Source organism: Geobacillus genomosp. 3 (genome assembly GCF_000445995.2).
Classification (GTDB): Bacteria; Bacillota; Bacilli; order Bacillales; family Anoxybacillaceae; genus Geobacillus.
The window spans coordinates 17,297-35,847 of sequence record NC_022080.4; the positions used below are offsets into that span (position 1 = coordinate 17,297).

At 53.2% G+C, this 18,551-nt stretch carries 13 protein-coding genes, 2 tRNA genes, 3 rRNA genes, 1 other RNA gene and 1 other annotated feature; of the genes, 18 read left to right on the top strand and 1 reads right to left on the bottom strand.

Annotation, left to right across the window (positions count from 1 at the left end; translation table 11 throughout):
* The first annotated feature begins 89 nt into the window (after positions 1–89).
* The 5 genes from guaB (at position 90) to serS (ending at position 6,607) form a co-directional block, all read left to right on the top strand.
* Positions 90–1,556, top strand: coding sequence for an IMP dehydrogenase (gene guaB / locus M493_RS00070; protein ID WP_020958265.1), 1,467 nt, complete (start codon positions 90–92; stop codon positions 1,554–1,556).
* Positions 1,557–1,660: 104 nt separating this feature from the next.
* On the top strand, positions 1,661–3,019 hold the full coding sequence (locus M493_RS00075; protein ID WP_020958266.1) for a serine hydrolase: 1,359 nt from the start codon (positions 1,661–1,663) through the stop codon (positions 3,017–3,019).
* Positions 3,020–3,148: 129 nt separating this feature from the next.
* Complete coding sequence (gene pdxS / locus M493_RS00080; protein ID WP_020958267.1) at positions 3,149–4,033, top strand: pyridoxal 5'-phosphate synthase lyase subunit PdxS; 885 nt, start codon at positions 3,149–3,151, stop codon at positions 4,031–4,033.
* Between the two features lie 24 nt (positions 4,034–4,057).
* Positions 4,058–4,645, top strand: coding sequence for a pyridoxal 5'-phosphate synthase glutaminase subunit PdxT (gene pdxT, locus M493_RS00085; protein ID WP_020958268.1), 588 nt, complete (start codon positions 4,058–4,060; stop codon positions 4,643–4,645).
* Between the two features lie 5 nt (positions 4,646–4,650).
* Positions 4,651–4,868: a binding site (T-box leader), on the top strand.
* A gap of 464 nt (positions 4,869–5,332) precedes the next feature.
* On the top strand, positions 5,333–6,607 hold the full coding sequence (serS, locus tag M493_RS00090) for a serine--tRNA ligase (RefSeq protein ID WP_020958269.1): 1,275 nt from the start codon (positions 5,333–5,335) through the stop codon (positions 6,605–6,607).
* A gap of 232 nt (positions 6,608–6,839) precedes the next feature.
* On the opposite strand, the gene M493_RS00095 is transcribed toward serS, so the two are convergent.
* Positions 6,840–8,126 carry a glycoside hydrolase family 18 protein gene (locus M493_RS00095; RefSeq protein WP_020958270.1) on the bottom strand — a complete coding sequence of 429 codons (1,287 nt, stop codon included), beginning with the start codon at positions 8,124–8,126 and terminating at the stop codon, positions 6,840–6,842.
* Between the two features lie 85 nt (positions 8,127–8,211).
* Between M493_RS00095 and tadA the strand changes: the two genes are divergently transcribed.
* The 13 genes from tadA to M493_RS00155 all read left to right on the top strand — a co-directional run bounded on the left by tadA (position 8,212) and on the right by M493_RS00155 (position 18,542).
* Positions 8,212–8,694 carry a tRNA adenosine(34) deaminase TadA gene (gene tadA / locus M493_RS00100; protein ID WP_020958271.1) on the top strand — a complete coding sequence of 161 codons (483 nt, stop codon included), beginning with the start codon at positions 8,212–8,214 and terminating at the stop codon, positions 8,692–8,694.
* Between the two features lie 53 nt (positions 8,695–8,747).
* Positions 8,748–9,012: signal recognition particle sRNA large type (gene ffs / locus M493_RS17430), an RNA gene on the top strand.
* Positions 9,013–9,126: 114 nt separating this feature from the next.
* The gene (gene dnaX / locus M493_RS00105; protein ID WP_020958272.1) at positions 9,127–10,803 is read left to right on the top strand and encodes a DNA polymerase III subunit gamma/tau; all 1,677 of its coding nucleotides are present in this window, start codon (positions 9,127–9,129) and stop codon (positions 10,801–10,803) included.
* Between the two features lie 25 nt (positions 10,804–10,828).
* Entirely contained in the window at positions 10,829–11,152 is a 324-nt protein-coding gene (locus M493_RS00110) for a YbaB/EbfC family nucleoid-associated protein (RefSeq protein ID WP_420480329.1), read from the top strand.
* 9 nt (positions 11,153–11,161) lie between these two features.
* The gene (recR, locus tag M493_RS00115; protein ID WP_020958274.1) at positions 11,162–11,758 is read left to right on the top strand and encodes a recombination mediator RecR; all 597 of its coding nucleotides are present in this window, start codon (positions 11,162–11,164) and stop codon (positions 11,756–11,758) included.
* 23 nt (positions 11,759–11,781) lie between these two features.
* Positions 11,782–12,006 (top strand): YaaL family protein, encoded by a 225-nt coding sequence (locus M493_RS00120; protein WP_020958275.1) that lies wholly within the window; start codon positions 11,782–11,784, stop codon positions 12,004–12,006.
* A gap of 79 nt (positions 12,007–12,085) precedes the next feature.
* Positions 12,086–12,352 carry a pro-sigmaK processing inhibitor BofA family protein gene (locus M493_RS00125; protein ID WP_020958276.1) on the top strand — a complete coding sequence of 89 codons (267 nt, stop codon included), beginning with the start codon at positions 12,086–12,088 and terminating at the stop codon, positions 12,350–12,352.
* Between the two features lie 425 nt (positions 12,353–12,777).
* Positions 12,778–14,337: ribosomal RNA gene (locus M493_RS00130) — 16S ribosomal RNA — on the top strand.
* Between the two features lie 84 nt (positions 14,338–14,421).
* Positions 14,422–14,495, top strand: a tRNA-Ile gene (locus tag M493_RS00135).
* Positions 14,496–14,506: 11 nt separating this feature from the next.
* Positions 14,507–14,582: transfer RNA gene (locus M493_RS00140), tRNA-Ala, on the top strand.
* A gap of 188 nt (positions 14,583–14,770) precedes the next feature.
* Positions 14,771–17,698: ribosomal RNA gene (locus M493_RS00145) — 23S ribosomal RNA — on the top strand.
* 311 nt (positions 17,699–18,009) lie between these two features.
* A 5S ribosomal RNA gene (gene rrf / locus M493_RS00150) occupies positions 18,010–18,126 on the top strand.
* Together the 16S, 23S and 5S rRNA genes with 2 tRNA genes alongside form the textbook arrangement of a ribosomal RNA operon.
* 209 nt (positions 18,127–18,335) lie before the next feature.
* Positions 18,336–18,542, top strand: coding sequence for a sigma factor G inhibitor Gin (locus M493_RS00155; RefSeq protein WP_020958278.1), 207 nt, complete (start codon positions 18,336–18,338; stop codon positions 18,540–18,542).
* The last annotated feature ends 9 nt before the right edge of the window (positions 18,543–18,551 follow it).

Consider the following 18,551-nt stretch of genomic DNA (forward strand, 5'->3'; position numbering starts at 1 on the left):
TGAAAAGTTGGACATTTCTTTGATTCCTTGACAGTAGTTTAACCAGTTGTTAAGCTACTAATAATATTTCCGGACAAGGGGGAGAAAACATGTGGGAAGCGAAATTCGCGAAGGAAGGATTGACGTTTGACGATGTTCTTCTCATTCCGGCAAAATCTGATGTGCTGCCGCGCGATGTTGATGTCACGACGAAGCTAAGCGATACACTGCAGTTGAACATCCCGATTATTAGCGCTGGCATGGATACGGTCACTGAGGCGGAAATGGCGATTTCGATGGCTCGGCAAGGTGGTTTTGGTGTTATTCACAAAAATATGTCGATTGAGCAGCAGGCAGAGCAAGTTGACAAGGTGAAACGTTCGGAACGCGGTGTTATCACCGATCCGTTCTTTTTAACACCCGATCACCAAGTGTATGATGCAGAACACCTAATGAGCAAATATCGCATCTCAGGTGTGCCGATCGTCAACAATGCCGAGGAACAAAAGCTTGTCGGCATTATTACGAACCGCGATTTGCGTTTTATTCAAGATTACTCGATTAAAATTTCCGAGGTAATGACGAAGGAGAACTTGATTACAGCCCCGGTAGGAACCACGTTGGAAGAAGCGGAAAAAATTTTGCAAAAGCACAAAGTGGAAAAATTGCCGCTTGTCGACGAAAATGGAGTGTTAAAAGGGCTCATTACGATTAAGGACATTGAAAAGGTGATTGAGTTTCCGAACTCGGCGAAGGACGCGAAGGGGCGGCTTGTCGTTGGGGCGGCTGTCGGGGTGACAGCGGACACGATGCTCCGTGTTAAAAAGCTTGTTGAAGCGGGGGTTGACGTCATTGTCGTCGACACGGCACATGGGCATTCAAAAGGTGTTCTCGAGACAGTGGCCAACATCCGTCGCCAGTACCCGGACTTGAACATCATTGCAGGCAATGTCGCGACAGCTGAGGCGACGCGCGACTTGATTGAGGCGGGTGCGAACATTATTAAGGTCGGGATCGGCCCGGGATCGATCTGCACGACGCGGGTTGTCGCCGGAGTCGGGGTGCCGCAAATTACGGCTATCTATGACTGTGCGACGGAGGCGCGCAAGCATGGTGTTCCGATTATCGCTGACGGTGGGATCAAGTACTCCGGCGACATCGTGAAGGCGATCGCGGCTGGAGCGCACGCCGTCATGCTTGGAAGCTTGCTCGCCGGCGTCTCGGAAAGCCCGGGTGAGACGGAAATTTATCAAGGACGTCGCTTTAAAGTGTACCGGGGCATGGGATCGGTCGCTTCAATGGAGCGCGGCAGCAAGGACCGCTATTTCCAAGAGGAAGGGAAAAAGTTTGTCCCGGAAGGCATCGAGGGACGCGTTCCATACAAAGGGCCGCTCGCCGATACGATTTATCAACTCGTCGGTGGACTGCGTGCCGGTATGGGTTACTGCGGGACGCGAAACTTGGACGAATTGCGGGAGAAAACGCAGTTTATCCGCATGACGGGTGCAGGACTCCGTGAAAGCCATCCGCACGACGTACAAATTACGAAAGAGGCGCCAAACTATTCCGCATTTTAAGCGGGGTTGCGCCAATCGGCCTAACTTTGACGGGGATATGTCCCCCGTCTATTTTTTTGGCTGCCCTTGTGTTACAATAACGGTTGTGTAAGGAGGGTGTCGACGTGAAGACGAGGAAAAGAAACTGGTTTTTTTGGCTGCTGTCGGTTTGTCTTTGTTTGACGTTATGGCCGTTTCAACAGACGGTGAAGGCGGAGAGCGCGCCGCTTGACATTCGGGCGGATGCCGCCATTTTAGTGGATGCGCAAACGGGGAGAATTTTGTATGAAAAAAATATCGATACTGTACTCGGCATCGCCAGTATGACCAAAATGATGACTGAATACTTGCTCCTTGACGCCATTAAAGCGAAGCGCGTCAAATGGGACCAAACGTATACGCCAAGCGATTACGTGTATCGGTTGTCGCAAGACCGAGCGCTGTCTAATGTCCCGCTGCGCAAAGACGGACAATATACCGTTCGCGAGCTGTATGAGGCGATGGCCATTTATTCAGCGAACGGGGCAACGGTTGCGATTGCTGAAATCATCGCCGGTTCGGAGAAAAATTTTGTGAACATGATGAATGAAAAGGCGAAACAGCTCGGATTGAAAGATTATAAATTCGTGAATGCGACAGGATTAAGCAACGGGGATTTAAAAGGATTTCACCCGGAAGGGACAAGCCCGGATGAGGAAAATGTCATGTCTGCGCGGGCCATGGCCACCCTTGCCTACCGCCTGCTGAAAGACCATCCAGAGGTGTTGGAAACGGCGAGTATTCCGCGTAAAATGTTCCGGGGAGGAACAGAAGACGAAATAAAAATGGACAACTGGAACTGGATGCTCCCAGGGCTTGTGTACGGATATGAAGGGGTAGACGGATTAAAAACCGGTTATACGGAATTTGCCGGCAACTGCTTTACCGGAACGGCGAAACGGAACGGCGTCCGTCTCATTTCTGTTGTTATGAACGCGAAAGATGCGAGCGGAAAAACGACAAAAGAGGCACGATTCGAGGAGACAGAAAAACTATTTAACTATGGATTTAATCAATACTCGCTCGAAACGCTTTATCCGAAGGGATATCAGCTGAAAGGAAAGAAGACACTTCCAGTCGTGAAAGGGAAAGAAAAAGAAGTTCGCGTCGCGACAGCAAAAAAACTATCGCTGTTAGTGAGAAATGGCGAGGAAAAGCAGTATAAGCCGGTATATGTATTGGATAAGAAAAAGATGACAAATGAAGGAAAGTTGACCGCCCCGTTGAAAAAGGGAGAGACGGTCGGGTACATGACACTCGAATACAACGGGGATGACTCCCTTGCCTTTTTAACCCCGGATATGCAAAAAAATATCCGTGTGCCGCTTGTTACGACCGTCGAGGTAGAAAAAGCAAACTGGTTTGTGCTCTCCATGCGTGCGATCGGCGGGCTGTTTGCTGACTTATGGACAAGCACTGCGAAAACGGTGAAAGGCTGGCTGTAAAACGACTCCCCTGTCGGGGGAGCTTTTTTCCATTGTGATTTTTGTAAAAATTGAGGTAAAATAAAACAGTGGAATCATCCTTATTGTGTATATGCCAAAGCATAAGGATAGGAATAGGGGGAATCAACATTGGCATTGACAGGGACGGACCGCGTCAAACGCGGCATGGCGGAAATGCAAAAAGGCGGCGTCATTATGGACGTCGTCAACGCAGAACAGGCTAAGATTGCTGAGGCGGCAGGGGCTGTCGCCGTTATGGCGCTCGAGCGCGTTCCGGCGGACATTCGTGCTGCCGGCGGTGTCGCGCGCATGGCTGATCCAACAGTCGTGGAGGAAGTCATGAACGCCGTGTCGATTCCGGTCATGGCGAAAGTGCGCATCGGCCATTACGTCGAGGCGCGTGTCTTAGAGGCACTCGGTGTCGATTATATTGATGAAAGCGAAGTATTGACGCCGGCCGATGAAGAATTTCATATTGATAAACGCCAGTTCACGGTTCCGTTTGTGTGCGGATGCCGCGACTTAGGGGAAGCCGCCCGCCGTATTGCCGAGGGAGCATCGATGCTGCGGACAAAAGGGGAACCGGGGACAGGCAACATCGTGGAAGCGGTGCGTCATATGCGCAAAGTCAACGCGCAAATCCGCAAAGTCGTCAGCATGAGCGAGGACGAACTTGTCGCTGAGGCGAAACAGCTCGGGGCTCCGGTTGAAGTGTTGCGCGAAATTAAACAGCTTGGCCGCCTCCCGGTCGTCAACTTCGCTGCCGGCGGCGTCGCGACACCAGCTGACGCTGCGCTCATGATGCATTTGGGCGCAGATGGCGTCTTTGTCGGGTCAGGCATTTTCAAATCAGAAAATCCGGAAAAATATGCCCGTGCGATCGTCGAGGCGACGACTCATTACGAAGACTATGAGCTGATCGCCCACTTGTCCAAAGGATTGGGCGGCGCGATGCGGGGCATCGATGTCGCGACATTGTTGCCGGAGCATCGCATGCAAGAACGCGGCTGGTAAGCCGGGTAAAGGAGCAACAGAACAATGAAAATAGGTGTACTCGGATTGCAAGGGGCCGTGCAAGAACATGTCCGCGCCATTGAAGCGTGCGGCGCCGAAGCGGTCGTCGTGAAAAAGCCGGAGCAGCTTGCTGAACTTGATGGACTCGTGCTCCCGGGCGGCGAAAGTACGACGATGCGACGCCTCATTGATCGATACGGGCTTATGGAGCCGCTGAAGCAATTCGCCGCTGATGGCAAACCGATGTTTGGGACATGCGCCGGGCTGATTTTACTGGCAAAACGAATCGTCGGCTACGATGAGCCGCATTTAGGCTTGATGGATATTACGGTTGAGCGGAACTCATTTGGGCGGCAGCGGGAAAGCTTTGAAGCTGAGTTGTCGATTAAAGGGGTCGGCGACGGGTTTGTCGGCGTCTTTATCCGCGCGCCGCACATTGTTGAAGTCGGCGACGGGGTCGATGTCCTCGCGACATACAACGACCGCATTGTCGCGGCCCGACAAGGTCAGTTTCTCGGCTGCTCGTTCCATCCTGAGCTGACTGATGACCATCGATTGATGCAATATTTCTTAAATATGGTCAAGCATTCGAAAACGGTATCGAGCCTTTGATACATGGGAAAGCGATGAGAGGAACTAGTAGCAGGCTCCTTCCTTTCAGAGAGCCGGTGGGTGGTGCGAACCGGCAGGAAGCGCTTGTGAATCCATCCTCGAGCAAAACGCTGAACACCGAAGCGGTCAGTAGGCGTTTTCGGCAGCCGCCGTTACCGGCATAAGCGGAAGGCATGAATGCCTTCAATAAGGGTGGCACCGCGGGATCGCTCCCGTCCCTTTTGGGGACGGGAGCTTTTTATCATCCTTGAACCGAGAAGCCCCCCACTTCCACGCGTGAGTGTAAGCGGAGGATGAATCGGGATTTGCCATCACTCTTTCTCTTGCTCCCACAGAACAGAAGGTGTAAAATGAAGGGGTATAGAACGCACGTTCTTGTATGTGGGAGGAAAGATGATGCATAGAGTCTACCGCTTTCGGTTGTATCCCACCGCAACATAAGCGAAGCTCATCAACTAAAAAAATCGCCGACTGTCGGAACGATTTCCTGCATAAGTTGTCCACCCGCCCTATCCACGAAAACGAAGAGGTGTGTGGAGGACTTGCGTGTTAAGAACATGCAAAAGAATCGCAGGCTGGCTGAGGGCATTTCCGATTCCGCGTGGGGGTGCTTGCTTCGAATGCTCGAGTATAAATAGATGGGAGAGCGTTCAAGTATAATAAATGGTGGATAAGGAGGTAACACGAATGTTGGATGTGAAAGTGTTGCGCACTCAATTTCAGGAAGTGAAAGAAAAGTTGATGCAGCGCGGCGGGGATTTGGCCAACATCGACCGGTTTGAGCAGCTCGACAGAGAACGCCGCCGTTTGATCGCTGAGGCGGAAGAACTAAAAAGCAAACGCAATGATGTGTCGCAGCAAATCGCGGCTCTAAAGCGCGAAAAAAAGGACGCTGAATCGTTGATCACCGAAATGCGTGAGGTCGGTGACCGCATTAAGCAAATGGACGAGCACATTCGCCAACTGGAAGAAGAACTCAACGCCCTGTTGTTATCGATTCCAAATATTCCGCATGAATCAGTGCCGGTCGGCCAGTCGGAAGAGGACAATGTCGAGGTGCGGAGATGGGGGGAGCCCCCTTCCTTTTCCTTCGAACCGAAGCCGCATTGGGATATCGCCGACCAACTCGGTTTGCTCGATTTTGAGCGGGCGGCTAAAGTGACGGGAAGCCGGTTTGTGTTTTACAAAGGACTGGGAGCGCGTCTTGAGCGGGCGTTAATCAACTTTATGCTCGACGTCCATCTTGATGAGTTTGGCTATCAAGAGGTGTTGCCGCCATATATAGTGAATCGGGCGAGCATGACCGGAACGGGGCAGCTGCCGAAATTTGCGGAGGACGTGTTCCACTTGGATAGTGAAGACTATTTTCTCATTCCGACAGCGGAAGTGCCGGTGACGAACTTGCATCGTGACGAAATTTTAACGGCCGACGACTTGCCGCTTTACTATGCGGCGTACAGCGCCTGCTTCCGCGCCGAGGCCGGTTCGGCCGGCCGCGACACGAGAGGGCTCATCCGTCAGCACCAATTCAATAAAGTTGAGCTCGTCAAGTTCGTAAAACCGGAGCATTCATATGACGAGTTGGAAAAATTGACGCGCCAGGCAGAAACGATTTTGCAGCGGCTGGGGCTCCCGTATCGCGTTGTCTCCTTATGCACGGGAGACCTTGGATTTTCCGCGGCGAAGACGTATGATATTGAGGTGTGGCTGCCAAGCTATGGCACATACCGGGAAATTTCGTCTTGCAGCAATTTTGAGGCGTTCCAGGCGCGCCGCGCCAATATCCGCTTCCGCCGCGAGCCGAAAGCAAAACCAGAATATGTGCATACGCTAAATGGCTCGGGATTGGCCATTGGACGCACTGTTGCCGCCATTTTGGAAAACTACCAACAAGAAGACGGATCGGTCGTGATCCCAGAGGCGCTCCGCCCATACATGGGCAACCGGGACGTCATCCGTTAAAATCGTTGGTTGACTTTTCCCGGCAACCGTGTTATATTGAATGACGTTGGCAATGAGGATAAAGGGACGGCGGACGCCGCTTTCTTGTTCTCAGCCACGCCGATAAAGAACAATACTGACGCGCATAAGAGGAGATTGCCAGCCGAAACGGCTGACCAAAGGTGCCGTTTCCAGCCATAAAAAAACCCGCCTTCGATCGGCGGGTTTTTTTATCTTTTTAATGTGGGCGTTCTTATCTTTTTACGACTGTAAACTGGTCGGAAAGGAGCAGCCAATTTTGTGGAAATTCAAGTCCGAGCTTCCAGTAACTCACTCCTCGCAAACCAAGTTCCTTAACTAAATTAAATTTCGCTTGGATGGAGCGGGCGTCTTCAAACCATACTTCATGTTCGCGGCCGTTCTCATCGCGGTAGCGGAAATATGGCGCCTGTGCCTCGGCATCGTATTCGATGGCAACGTTATATCTTGCGGCGAGGGCGATGGCTTGTTGCGGGCTGATGGCTCGGGCGTAAGGTCCCCCGGGCACATACGGCAATGTCCAGTCATAGCCATACAAGTTTTGCCCCATCAAAATTTTCCCCGCCGGCATTTCCGAAATGGCGTACTCAAGAACGCGGCGGACCGGCCCGATCGGTGAAACGGGCATCGGTGGTCCGCCGCTGTAGCCCCATTCGTACGTCATAATGACGACAAAATCGGCAATTTGTCCATGGGCGCGGTAATCGTGCGCCTCGTACCAGCGTCCGCGTTGGGTCGCACTCGTTTTCGGCGCCAGGGCAGTCGACATCATCCATCCTTCCCGCTCAAACCGCCGTTTCGCCTTGCGCAAAAAGGCGTTGTATGCCTCGCGGTCTTCAGGGCGCAAATATTCAAAATCGAAATGAATATCGCGAAAACCGTATCGTCTGGCGGTCGCGACAATGTTGTCGAGCAGGCGGTTTTGCAGTGTCTCATTCGTTAAAATGAGCGCGCCGAGCTCGTCGCTGAACTGCCCGTTTTCAATGTTGGCGACAACCATGACAAGCGTGACGCGGTTGGCGCGGGCGATGGCGGGAAAGTCGTCAAGCGGCGGTCCTTGCAGTGTCGCGTCGCGCCGGATGGCGAAATAAAAGGGACTTAAATAGGTCAAATACGGAGCGGCCTCACGGGCGCTCGCTTCCAGTGCCGGGCTGACGGTCGTTCCGCGGGGTTCGATATAAGCGTTAAACTCTGCCCTCCGCTTGGCACCGGGTGGGATGTAAAGCCGCTGGCCAATCTGCAGCGGGGCGTTTAAGGAGAGGCGATTCACTTCCGCGAGCCGCTGCATCGGAATGGAAAACCGGCGTGCAATCGACCATAGACTGTCGCCGCGCTGCACCCAATAAAAACGGCCGACGATCGGGATCACGAGCGTCTGGCCGACCACAAGTTCGTCAGGATTTGGCAGCTTGTTGGCCCGGACAATTTCCTCGACGGTCGTTCCGTATGCCTCAGCGATCCCGCTCAACGTTTGTCCGCTCTGTATGACATGGATTTGCATACTTGACCTCCTAGTTGCGTCTTTATTCTCCATATTTTATGATGGAAAGAGAAGAGAAATGACCGTTTGCACAAAGGGGTATATGATGAACAACGATGAGTATTACATGAAGTTGGCGATTGAGGAAGCAAAAAAAGCCGAACGGATCGGCGAAGTGCCCATTGGCGCCGTCATCGTTCAAGACGGCCGTATCATCGCCCGCGCCCATAATTTGCGAGAAACGAAGCAGCGCGCGATCGCCCATGCGGAAATTTTAGCGATTGATGAAGCGTGTCAGGCAACCGGTTCATGGCGGCTCGAACGGGCAACGTTGTATGTGACGCTTGAGCCGTGCGCCATGTGCGCGGGGGCCATCGTCCTTTCCCGCATTGAGCGGGTCGTGTTTGGCGCCAGTGACCCAAAAGGGGGATGCGCCGGGACATTAATGAACTTATTGCAAGAAAACCGGTTCAACCATCAGGCAGAGGTCACAAGCGGCGTGTTGGCGGCGGAGTGCGGGGCGCTGCTAAGTGACTTTTTTCGCCGATTGCGTGAACAAAAGAAAAATGTTGGTGGAAGTTCCAACTAAAATTCGGCTTATGTACATTGCATTTTCCCTATAAACACGCTATACTGATAGTGCCGTGCTAAGCGGGGAGGTAGCGGTGCCCTGTACTCGCAATCCGCTCTAGCGAGGCTGAATCCCTTCTCGAGGTTAGTCTGTTGTGAGGCCTGTCTCAAGTAAGTGGTGTTGACGTCTGGGTCCCGCGCAATGGGATTCCGTGAACCCTGTCAGGTCCGGAAGGAAGCAGCAGTAAGCGGATGCTCCCATGTGCCGCGGGGGTGCCTGGGCTGAGCTAACTGCTTGAGCAACGCTCGGGGCAGCTAATCGACAGAAGGTGCACGGCCTTACATAAGTTTCACAAAACCCACTCGGTCATGAGTGGGTTTTTTGTTATTTTAAATTGAAACGAGAAGTTATATAATAAATAGGATGAGAGGAAGAGGAGGGCCGTTTTCCGTGGCATACCAAGCGTTATACCGTGTTTTTCGGCCGCAGCGTTTTGCCGACATGGTCGGCCAAGAGCACGTAACGAAAACATTGCAAAGCGCCCTGCTTCAACATAAAATATCGCACGCCTACTTATTTTCCGGCCCACGCGGGACAGGAAAAACGAGTGCGGCGAAAATCTTCGCCAAAGCGGTCAATTGCGAACATGCTCCGGCAGCTGAACCGTGCAATGAATGCCCTGCTTGCCTCGGCATTACGAACGGAACGGTTCCCGATGTACTGGAAATTGACGCCGCTTCCAACAACCGCGTCGACGAAATCCGTGACATACGAGAAAAAGTAAAGTTTGCACCGACTTCGGTTCGTTATAAAGTGTATATTATCGACGAAGTGCACATGCTGTCGATCGGCGCCTTTAACGCGCTGCTAAAAACGCTAGAGGAACCGCCGAAACACGTCATTTTTATTTTGGCGACGACCGAGCCGCATAAAATTCCGGCAACGATTATTTCCCGCTGTCAGCGATTCGATTTTCGCCGCATTCCGCTATCGGCGATCGTTTCACGGTTGAAATACGTAGCGAACGCCCAAGGCGTGGAAGCATCCGCTGAAGCGCTATCAGCCATTGCCCGTGCCGCTGACGGGGGCATGCGGGACGCGCTCAGCTTGCTTGATCAGGCGATTTCGTTCAGTGATGGCCAACTTCAGTTCGATGATGTGTTGGCGATGACTGGGGCGGCATCATTTGCTGCATTAGCCAATTTCATCGAAGCCATTCACCGCAAAGATACCGCGGCGGTTCTTCAGCAGTTCGAAGCGATGATGGCGCAGGGGAAAGATCCAAACCGTTTGGTGGAAGACTTGATTCTGTATTACCGCGACTTGCTGCTATACAAAACGGCCCCCCATGTGGAAGGAGCCATTCAAATTGCAGTCGTTGACGAGACGTTTACCGCTCTTTCAGAAACGATTCCTCTTTCTGACTTATACGGAGCGATTGAGCTGCTGAACAAAAGCCAGCAAGAGATGAAGTGGACGAACCATCCACGCCTCCTTTTGGAAGTGGCGCTCGTGAAACTTTGCCATCAGCCGGCCGTCTCGTCGCTGTCCGCTTCTGAGCTAGAACCGTTAGTGAAGCGGATTGAGACGTTGGAAGCCGAACTGCGCCGTCTGAAGGAACAATCGTCCGCTCCTTTATCGTCCGCTGCCTCGGCGAAAAAACCAGCAAAAGCAGTGAAAATCGGGGGATATAAAGCGCCAGTCGGCCGCATCCACGAACTGTTGAAGCAGGCAACGCACGAAGACTTAGCCTTGGTGAAAGGCCGCTGGGCCGACGTGCTTGACACGTTGAAGCGGCAACATAAAGTGTCGCACGCCGCCTTGCTTCAAGAGAGCGAGCCGGTCGCCGCGAGTGCCTCGGCATTTGTGTTAAAGTTTAAGTATGAAATTCACTGCAAGATGGCGACAGATCCGGCGAGTTCAGTGAAGGAAAACGTCGAAGCAATTTTGTTTGAACTGACGAACCGACGGTTTGACATGATCGCCATTCCGGAAGAAGAATGGGGAAAAATAAGGGAAGAGTTTATCCGCAACAAGGAAGCCAAGACAGAAAAGAGCGAAGAGGAACCGTTGATCGCTGAGGCGAAACGGCTGTTTGGCGAGGAATTGATCGAAATTAAAGAATAAACGATTGAAGGAGGATGCCAAGATGATGCGTGGCGGAATGGGAAATATGCAAAAAATGTTAAAGCAAATGCAAAAGATGCAAAAAGAAATGCAAAAGGCACAGGAAGAGTTGGTGGAAAAAACGGTGGAAGGCACGGCTGGGGGCGGTATGGTGACGGTCATCGCCAATGGCCATAAACAAATTTTAGAGGTAAAAATCAAGGAAGAAGTCGTAGACCCAGACGATATTGAAATGCTCCAAGATTTAGTTTTGGCGGCGACAAACGATGCGCTCAAAAAAGCGGATGAACTGGCCAACGACATGATGGGGCAGTTTACGAAAGGGCTCAACATTCCAGGGCTGTTCTAGGGGGAAACTATGCATTATCCAGAACCGTTATCCAAACTGATTGACAGTTTTATGAAATTGCCCGGAATCGGTCCAAAAACGGCCGCCCGCCTCGCGTTCCATGTGCTGGCGATGAAAGAAGATACCGTGCTCGAGTTTGCCAAAGCGCTTGTTGATGTGAAGCGCCATATTCATTATTGCACGATTTGCGGGCATATTACAGATACAGATCCTTGCTACATTTGTAAGGATGAACGGCGCGATCGGACGATGATTTGTGTCGTCCAGGACCCGAAAGATGTGATCGCTATGGAGAAGATGAAAGAATATAACGGCCTATACCATGTGCTACACGGGGCCATCTCCCCGATGGAGGGCATCGGTCCGGAAGACATTAAAATCGCCGAGCTGCTGGCGAGACTGCGGGACGAAACGATCCAAGAAGTGATTTTAGCGACCGACCCAAACATTGAAGGGGAGGCGACAGCCATGTATTTATCGCGCCTGTTGAAACCGACAGGGATCAAAGTCACCCGCATCGCCCATGGCTTGCCGGTCGGCGGCGATTTGGAGTATGCGGATGAAGTGACGTTATCAAAAGCGTTGGAAGGGCGCCGCGAGCTGTAGAGAGAAAGAAGGTGGGGATCGGTTTGTTATGGCGGTGGAAGGGGAAACTAAAAAGACAATTTGATGAAAAACTAATTGCTGAGCTGCAAAAGGCAAGAACTGAATGGCTCGAACAAAAACAGCTTATCGAAAAAAGTGTTGACCCATCGTTAGAGGTGCTGAGTGCGCTGCAACTTGCGGAGGTGAAATATTTTTTTCTCCTCCGCGAAGCGAAGCACCGTCGCATTACGCTGAGGGAAGTGCGTTAACTTCCTTATTTTTTTGTTCTTTTTTCCCCCGAGTTTCATACGTTTGTAGTACAAGCGTACAAAAAAGGGGGTTCAAACGTTGGAACCGAAAATCGTCATTACGGTGCTATTAGCGCTCATCGCCGTCCTTTTGATTGTTGGCGCTCGCCTTAAGGCGCTTCGCTTTATCGGCTATGTTGCCATCCGCCTCATTGTCGGCGCGTTGGCACTGTTTGTCCTCAACGCCATCGGCGGACATTTTAACATTCATATTCCGATTAACTTGATCACCTCGCTCGTTTGTGGATTTCTTGGCCTCCCGGGGGCCGCGGCATTACTTGTGATTGACCAGTATATTCTATCGTAGTTCCGAATGGAAAGGCGTTGTCTAGCTAACTTGCCTTTTCATTTTTTTTGATAAAAAACTATTGACTTTTATATACATATCAAGTATATTAATAAACGTCGTTAGTTGACATTAGCAAAAAACATATTAACGGCGAAGAAAAAACGTATTGACAGCAAAGTGAATGATAAGTATAATAATAAAAGTGTTCAACATCAATTCAAAAGCTCCTTGAAAACTAAACAAAACGCAAGCGTCATGAAGAAAGGCTGAGGTCCGATATTCCGCCTAAAAGCAACCCACATCCTGCGGATGGCGGTGAAATATCGCCATCCTGGTGATCGCGATGGGCAAATGCTTTTCGCCTGCAGGGATGTTTACATTCCGAAGGCGAAGGTTGTTTGACCCCGGGCGGCGGGCCGAAGCTGGATTAGCCAATCAACTTTCTTTTGGAGAGTTTGATCCTGGCTCAGGACGAACGCTGGCGGCGTGCCTAATACATGCAAGTCGAGCGGACCGGATCAGGGCTTGCCTTGATTCGGTCAGCGGCGGACGGGTGAGTAACACGTGGGCAACCTGCCCGCAAGACCGGGATAACTCCGGGAAACCGGAGCTAATACCGGATAACACCGAAGACCGCATGATCTTCGGTTGAAAGGCGGCCTTTGGCTGTCACTTGCGGATGGGCCCGCGGCGCATTAGCTAGTTGGTGAGGTAACGGCTCACCAAGGCGACGATGCGTAGCCGGCCTGAGAGGGTGACCGGCCACACTGGGACTGAGACACGGCCCAGACTCCTACGGGAGGCAGCAGTAGGGAATCTTCCGCAATGGACGAAAGTCTGACGGAGCGACGCCGCGTGAGCGAAGAAGGCCTTCGGGTCGTAAAGCTCTGTTGTGAGGGACGAAGGAGCGCCGTTTGAACAAGGCGGCGCGGTGACGGTACCTCACGAGAAAGCCCCGGCTAACTACGTGCCAGCAGCCGCGGTAATACGTAGGGGGCGAGCGTTGTCCGGAATTATTGGGCGTAAAGCGCGCGCAGGCGGTTCCTTAAGTCTGATGTGAAAGCCCACGGCTCAACCGTGGAGGGTCATTGGAAACTGGGGGACTTGAGTGCAGGAGAGGAGAGCGGAATTCCACGTGTAGCGGTGAAATGCGTAGAGATGTGGAGGAACACCAGTGGCGAAGGCGGCTCTCTGGCCTGTAACTGACGCTGAGGCGCGAAAGCGTGGGGAGCAAACAGGATTAGATACCCTGGTAGTCCACGCCGTAAACGATGAGTGCTAAGTGTTAGAGGGGTCACACCCTTTAGTGCTGCAGCTAACGCGATAAGCACTCCGCCTGGGGAGTACGGCCGCAAGGCTGAAACTCAAAGGAATTGACGGGGGCCCGCACAAGCGGTGGAGCATGTGGTTTAATTCGAAGCAACGCGAAGAACCTTACCAGGTCTTGACATCCCCTGACAACCCAAGAGATTGGGCGTTCCCCCTTCGGGGGGGGACAGGGTGACAGGTGGTGCATGGTTGTCGTCAGCTCGTGTCGTGAGATGTTGGGTTAAGTCCCGCAACGAGCGCAACCCTTGCCTCTAGTTGCCAGCATTCAGGTGGGCACTCTAGAGGGACTGCCGGCTAAAAGTCGGAGGAAGGTGGGGATGACGTCAAATCATCATGCCCCTTATGACCTGGGCTACACACGTGCTACAATGGGCGGTACAAAGGGCTGCGAACCCGCGAGGGGGAGCGAATCCCAAAAAGCCGCTCTCAGTTCGGATTGCAGGCTGCAACTCGCCTGCATGAAGCCGGAATCGCTAGTAATCGCGGATCAGCATGCCGCGGTGAATACGTTCCCGGGCCTTGTACACACCGCCCGTCACACCACGAGAGCTTGCAACACCCGAAGTCGGTGAGGTAACCCGCAAGGGAGCCAGCCGCCGAAGGTGGGGCAAGTGATTGGGGTGAAGTCGTAACAAGGTAGCCGTACCGGAAGGTGCGGCTGGATCACCTCCTTTCTAAGGACATATTGACAAAACCTTTCGGTTTGATTATAATGACGCTTGTCGTTTTGTTTAGTTTTGAGGGAACTTTCCCTCCATGGGCCTATAGCTCAGCTGGTCAGAGCGCACGCCTGATAAGCGTGAGGTCGGTGGTTCAAGTCCACTTAGGCCCATTCTGCCTTGTGGGGCCTTAGCTCAGCTGGGAGAGCGCCTGCTTTGCACGCAGGAGGTCATCGGTTCGATCCCGATAGGCTCCACCATTTCAAAACAACCTTTCGTTCCTTGAAAACTAGATAACCGGAAAAGCGGAGGCGCCGAGATCGGCTCTTGAAGCCAAATGTTCTTCACCCGTAGGGGTGCTTGCACCCCGAGGGGGAAGGTTATTTGGCAGAAGAGAGCCAGGCGCCGACGCTAGACACAGTGTAGGAAGAAGCCGAGAAGCGCTGTAGGTTAAGCTAGAAAGGGCGCACGGTGGATGCCTTGGCACTAGGAGCCGATGAAGGACGGGGCAAACGCCGAAACGCTCCGGGGAGCTGTAAGCAAGCGTCGATCCGGAGATGTCCGAATGGGGGAACCCCCTGCCCGTAATGGGGCAGGATCCATGCCTGAATCCATAGGGCATGGAGGGCACACCCGGGGAACTGAAACATCTTAGTACCCGGAGGAGAAGAAAGCAAACGCGATTCCCTGAGTAGCGGCGAGCGAAACGGGAACAGCCCAAACCAAGAGGCGTGCCTCTTGGGGTTGTAGGACCGCCCAGATGGGAGTGAGAAAGGAACGGGGTAGACGAACCGGTCTGGAACGGCCGGCCAGAGAAGGTGACAGCCCTGTAGTCGAAACTTCGTTCCCTCCCGGGCGGCTCCTGAGTACGGCGGGACACGGGAAATCCCGTCGGAAGCAGGGAGGACCATCTCCCAAGGCTAAATACTCCCTAGTGACCGATAGTGCACCAGTACCGTGAGGGAAAGGTGAAAAGCACCCCGGAAGGGGAGTGAAAGAGAACCTGAAACCGTGTGCCTACAAGTAGTCAGAGCCCGTTAAAGGGTGATGGCGTGCCTTTTGTAGAATGAACCGGCGAGTGACGATGGCGTGCGAGGTTAAGCCGAACAGGCGGAGCCGCAGCGAAAGCGAGTTTGAACAGGGCGTATGAGTACGTCGTCGTCGACCCGAAACCAGGTGATCTACCCATGTCCAGGGTGAAGGCCGGGTAACACCGGCTGGAGGCCCGAACCCACGCACGTTGAAAAGTGCGGGGATGAGGTGTGGGTAGGGGTGAAATGCCAATCGAACTTGGAGATAGCTGGTTCTCCCCGAAATAGCTTTAGGGCTAGCCTCAAGGTGAGAGTCTTGGAGGTAGAGCACTGATTGGGCTAGGGGCCCTCATCGGGTTACCGAACCCAGTCAAACTCCGAATGCCAATGACTTATCCTTGGGAGTCAGACTGCGAGTGATAAGATCCGTGGTCAAGAGGGAAACAGCCCAGATCGCCAGCTAAGGCCCCGAAGTGCACGTTCAGTGGAAAAGGATGTGGAGTTGCCCAGACAACCAGGATGTTGGCTTAGAAGCAGCCACCATTTAAAGAGTGCGTAATAGCTCACTGGTCGAGTGACTCTGCGCCGAAAATGTACCGGGGCTAAACGTGCCGCCGAAGCTGCGGGATGACCGTTGGTCATCGGTAGGGGAGCGTTCTAAGGGCACAGAAGCCAGACCGGAAGGACTGGTGGAGCGCTTAGAAGTGAGAATGCCGGTATGAGTAGCGAAAACAGAGGTGAGAATCCTCTGCGCCGAAAGCCTAAGGGTTCCTGAGGAAGGTTCGTCCGCTCAGGGTTAGTCGGGACCTAAGCCGAGGCCGAAAGGCGTAGGTGATGGACAACAGGTGGAGATTCCTGTACCACCTCCTTCCCGTTTGAGCAATGGGGGGACGCAGGAGGATAGGGCGAGCAGGCGGTTGGAAGAGCCTGTCCAAGCCGCAAGGCTGATCCGTAGGCAAATCCGCGGATCAAAAAGGCCAAGCGGTGACGGCGACGGAGTTATCCGGAAGTCCCCGATTTCACACTGCCAAGAAAAGCCTCTAGCGAGGGAAGAGGTGCCCGTACCGCAAACCGACACAGGTAGGCGAGGAGAGAATCCTAAGGCGCGCGGGAGAACTCTCGTTAAGGAACTCGGCAAAATGACCCCGTAACTTCGGGAGAAGGGGTGCTCGTTTGGGTGACGAGCCCGAACGAGCCGCAGTGAAAAGGCCCAAGCGACTGTTTATCAAAAACACAGGTCTCTGCGAAGCCGAAAGGCGACGTATAGGGGCTGACACCTGCCCGGTGCTGGAAGGTTAAGGGGAGCGCTTAGCGCAAGCGAAGGTGCGAACCGAAGCCCCAGTAAACGGCGGCCGTAACTATAACGGTCCTAAGGTAGCGAAATTCCTTGTCGGGTAAGTTCCGACCCGCACGAAAGGTGTAACGACTTGGGCACTGTCTCAACGAGAGACCCGGTGAAATTATATTACCTGTGAAGATGCAGGTTACCCGCGACAGGACGGAAAGACCCCGTGGAGCTTTACTGCAGCCTGATATGGAATTTTGGTATCGCTTGTACAGGATAGGTGGGAGCCAGAGAAGCCGGAGCGCCAGCTTCGGTGGAGGCGGCGGTGGGATACCACCCTGGCGGTATTGAAATTCTAACCCGCACCCCTTATCGGGGTGGGAGACAGTGTCAGGTGGGCAGTTTGACTGGGGCGGTCGCCTCCCAAAAGGTAACGGAGGCGCCCAAAGGTTCCCTCAGAATGGTTGGAAATCATTCGGAGAGTGCAAAGGCACAAGGGAGCTTGACTGCGAGACGGACAGGTCGAGCAGGGACGAAAGTCGGGCTTAGTGATCCGGTGGTTCCGCATGGAAGGGCCATCGCTCAACGGATAAAAGCTACCCCGGGGATAACAGGCTGATCTCCCCCAAGAGTCCACATCGACGGGGAGGTTTGGCACCTCGATGTCGGCTCATCGCATCCTGGGGCTGTAGTCGGTCCCAAGGGTTGGGCTGTTCGCCCATTAAAGCGGTACGCGAGCTGGGTTCAGAACGTCGTGAGACAGTTCGGTCCCTATCCGTCGTGGGCGTAGGAAATTTGCGAGGAGCTGTCCTTAGTACGAGAGGACCGGGATGGACGCACCGCTGGTGTACCAGTTGTCCCGCCAGGGGCACCGCTGGGTAGCTATGTGCGGACGGGATAAGCGCTGAAAGCATCTAAGCGTGAAGCCCCCCTCAAGATGAGATTTCCCATCGCGTGAAGCGAGTAAGATCCCTCGAAGATGACGAGGTCGATAGGTCCGAGGTGGAAGCGTGGCGACACGTGCAGCTGACGGATACTAATCGATCGAGGGCTTAACCAAGAAAAGTGGAGGCCGCCCGCTTATCGGCGAAACGCGCTGGAGGGCCTGCGAGGAGGCTGTCGCCGCCGCAGCAGGACCGAAGCGTCGCGAGCCGATGGCGGCCGGAACTAGACAGTGAAAAGCGCAGGCGAGCGGGTCGCCGCGATGGGCAAATGTTCTTCGCCTGCAGGGATTTGCGATCCCGAAGGCGAAGGTTATTTGACCCCGAGCGGCGGCGAGCCGGAGCTGGACAATCGAAAAGCGCAAGCGCCGCTTCTTCCGACAACGGTTATCTAGTTTTCAGGGAACGAATTCCTGACAACCTCATATGGCCTAGTGGTGATAGCGGAGGGGAAACACCCGTTCCCATCCCGAACACGGAAGTTAAGCCCTCCAGCGCCGATGGTAGTTGGGGCCAGCGCCCCTGCAAGAGTAGGTCGCTGCTAGGCAAAACAAAAGCAGCTAATTGTGCTTGACGCATAATTAGCTGCTTTCGTTTTTATTTGGAATACCAAAGACGGTTTTTACTACTTCTTCAATCGGCTGTTCTCGTGAACGCTCTGCGCACGTTAAGAAGCGGGGAAAGTGCTCCATCTTTCCATCTACTAGTATAGAATGTTATCAATGTGGGAAACATAGAGGATGGGAGGTGGAGAGCGTGGGGGCACCGGTGATTGGCCGAAATAAACGTGAAAAAGTGTGCATTGTTTGCGAACAACAAAAACAGGAAGGAATGTTTCTTTTTGGTCATTTTCTTTGCTTGGATTGTCACCAAGCGATCGTGCACACAAATACAGACGATCCGAATTACGCGTTTTATGTGCAGCAGCTTCGGAAAATGGTCACATGTAAAATTTATTCGTAAAGGCTTATG

Excerpts from the sequence above, each read along its gene's own strand:
- tadA (WP_020958271.1), top strand. The coding sequence starts at position 8,212 with ATGAACAACGATGAGTATTACATGAAGTTGGCGATTGAGGAAGCAAAA.
- pdxT (WP_020958268.1), top strand. The coding sequence starts at position 4,058 with ATGAAAATAGGTGTACTCGGATTGCAAGGGGCCGTGCAAGAACATGTC.
- M493_RS00110 (WP_420480329.1), top strand. The coding sequence starts at position 10,829 with ATGCGTGGCGGAATGGGAAATATGCAAAAAATGTTAAAGCAAATGCAA.
- M493_RS00095 (WP_020958270.1), bottom strand. The coding sequence starts at position 8,126 with ATGCAAATCCATGTCATACAGAGCGGACAAACGTTGAGCGGGATCGCT.
- serS (WP_020958269.1), top strand. The coding sequence starts at position 5,333 with ATGTTGGATGTGAAAGTGTTGCGCACTCAATTTCAGGAAGTGAAAGAA.
- recR (WP_020958274.1), top strand. The coding sequence starts at position 11,162 with ATGCATTATCCAGAACCGTTATCCAAACTGATTGACAGTTTTATGAAA.
- guaB (WP_020958265.1), top strand. The coding sequence starts at position 90 with ATGTGGGAAGCGAAATTCGCGAAGGAAGGATTGACGTTTGACGATGTT.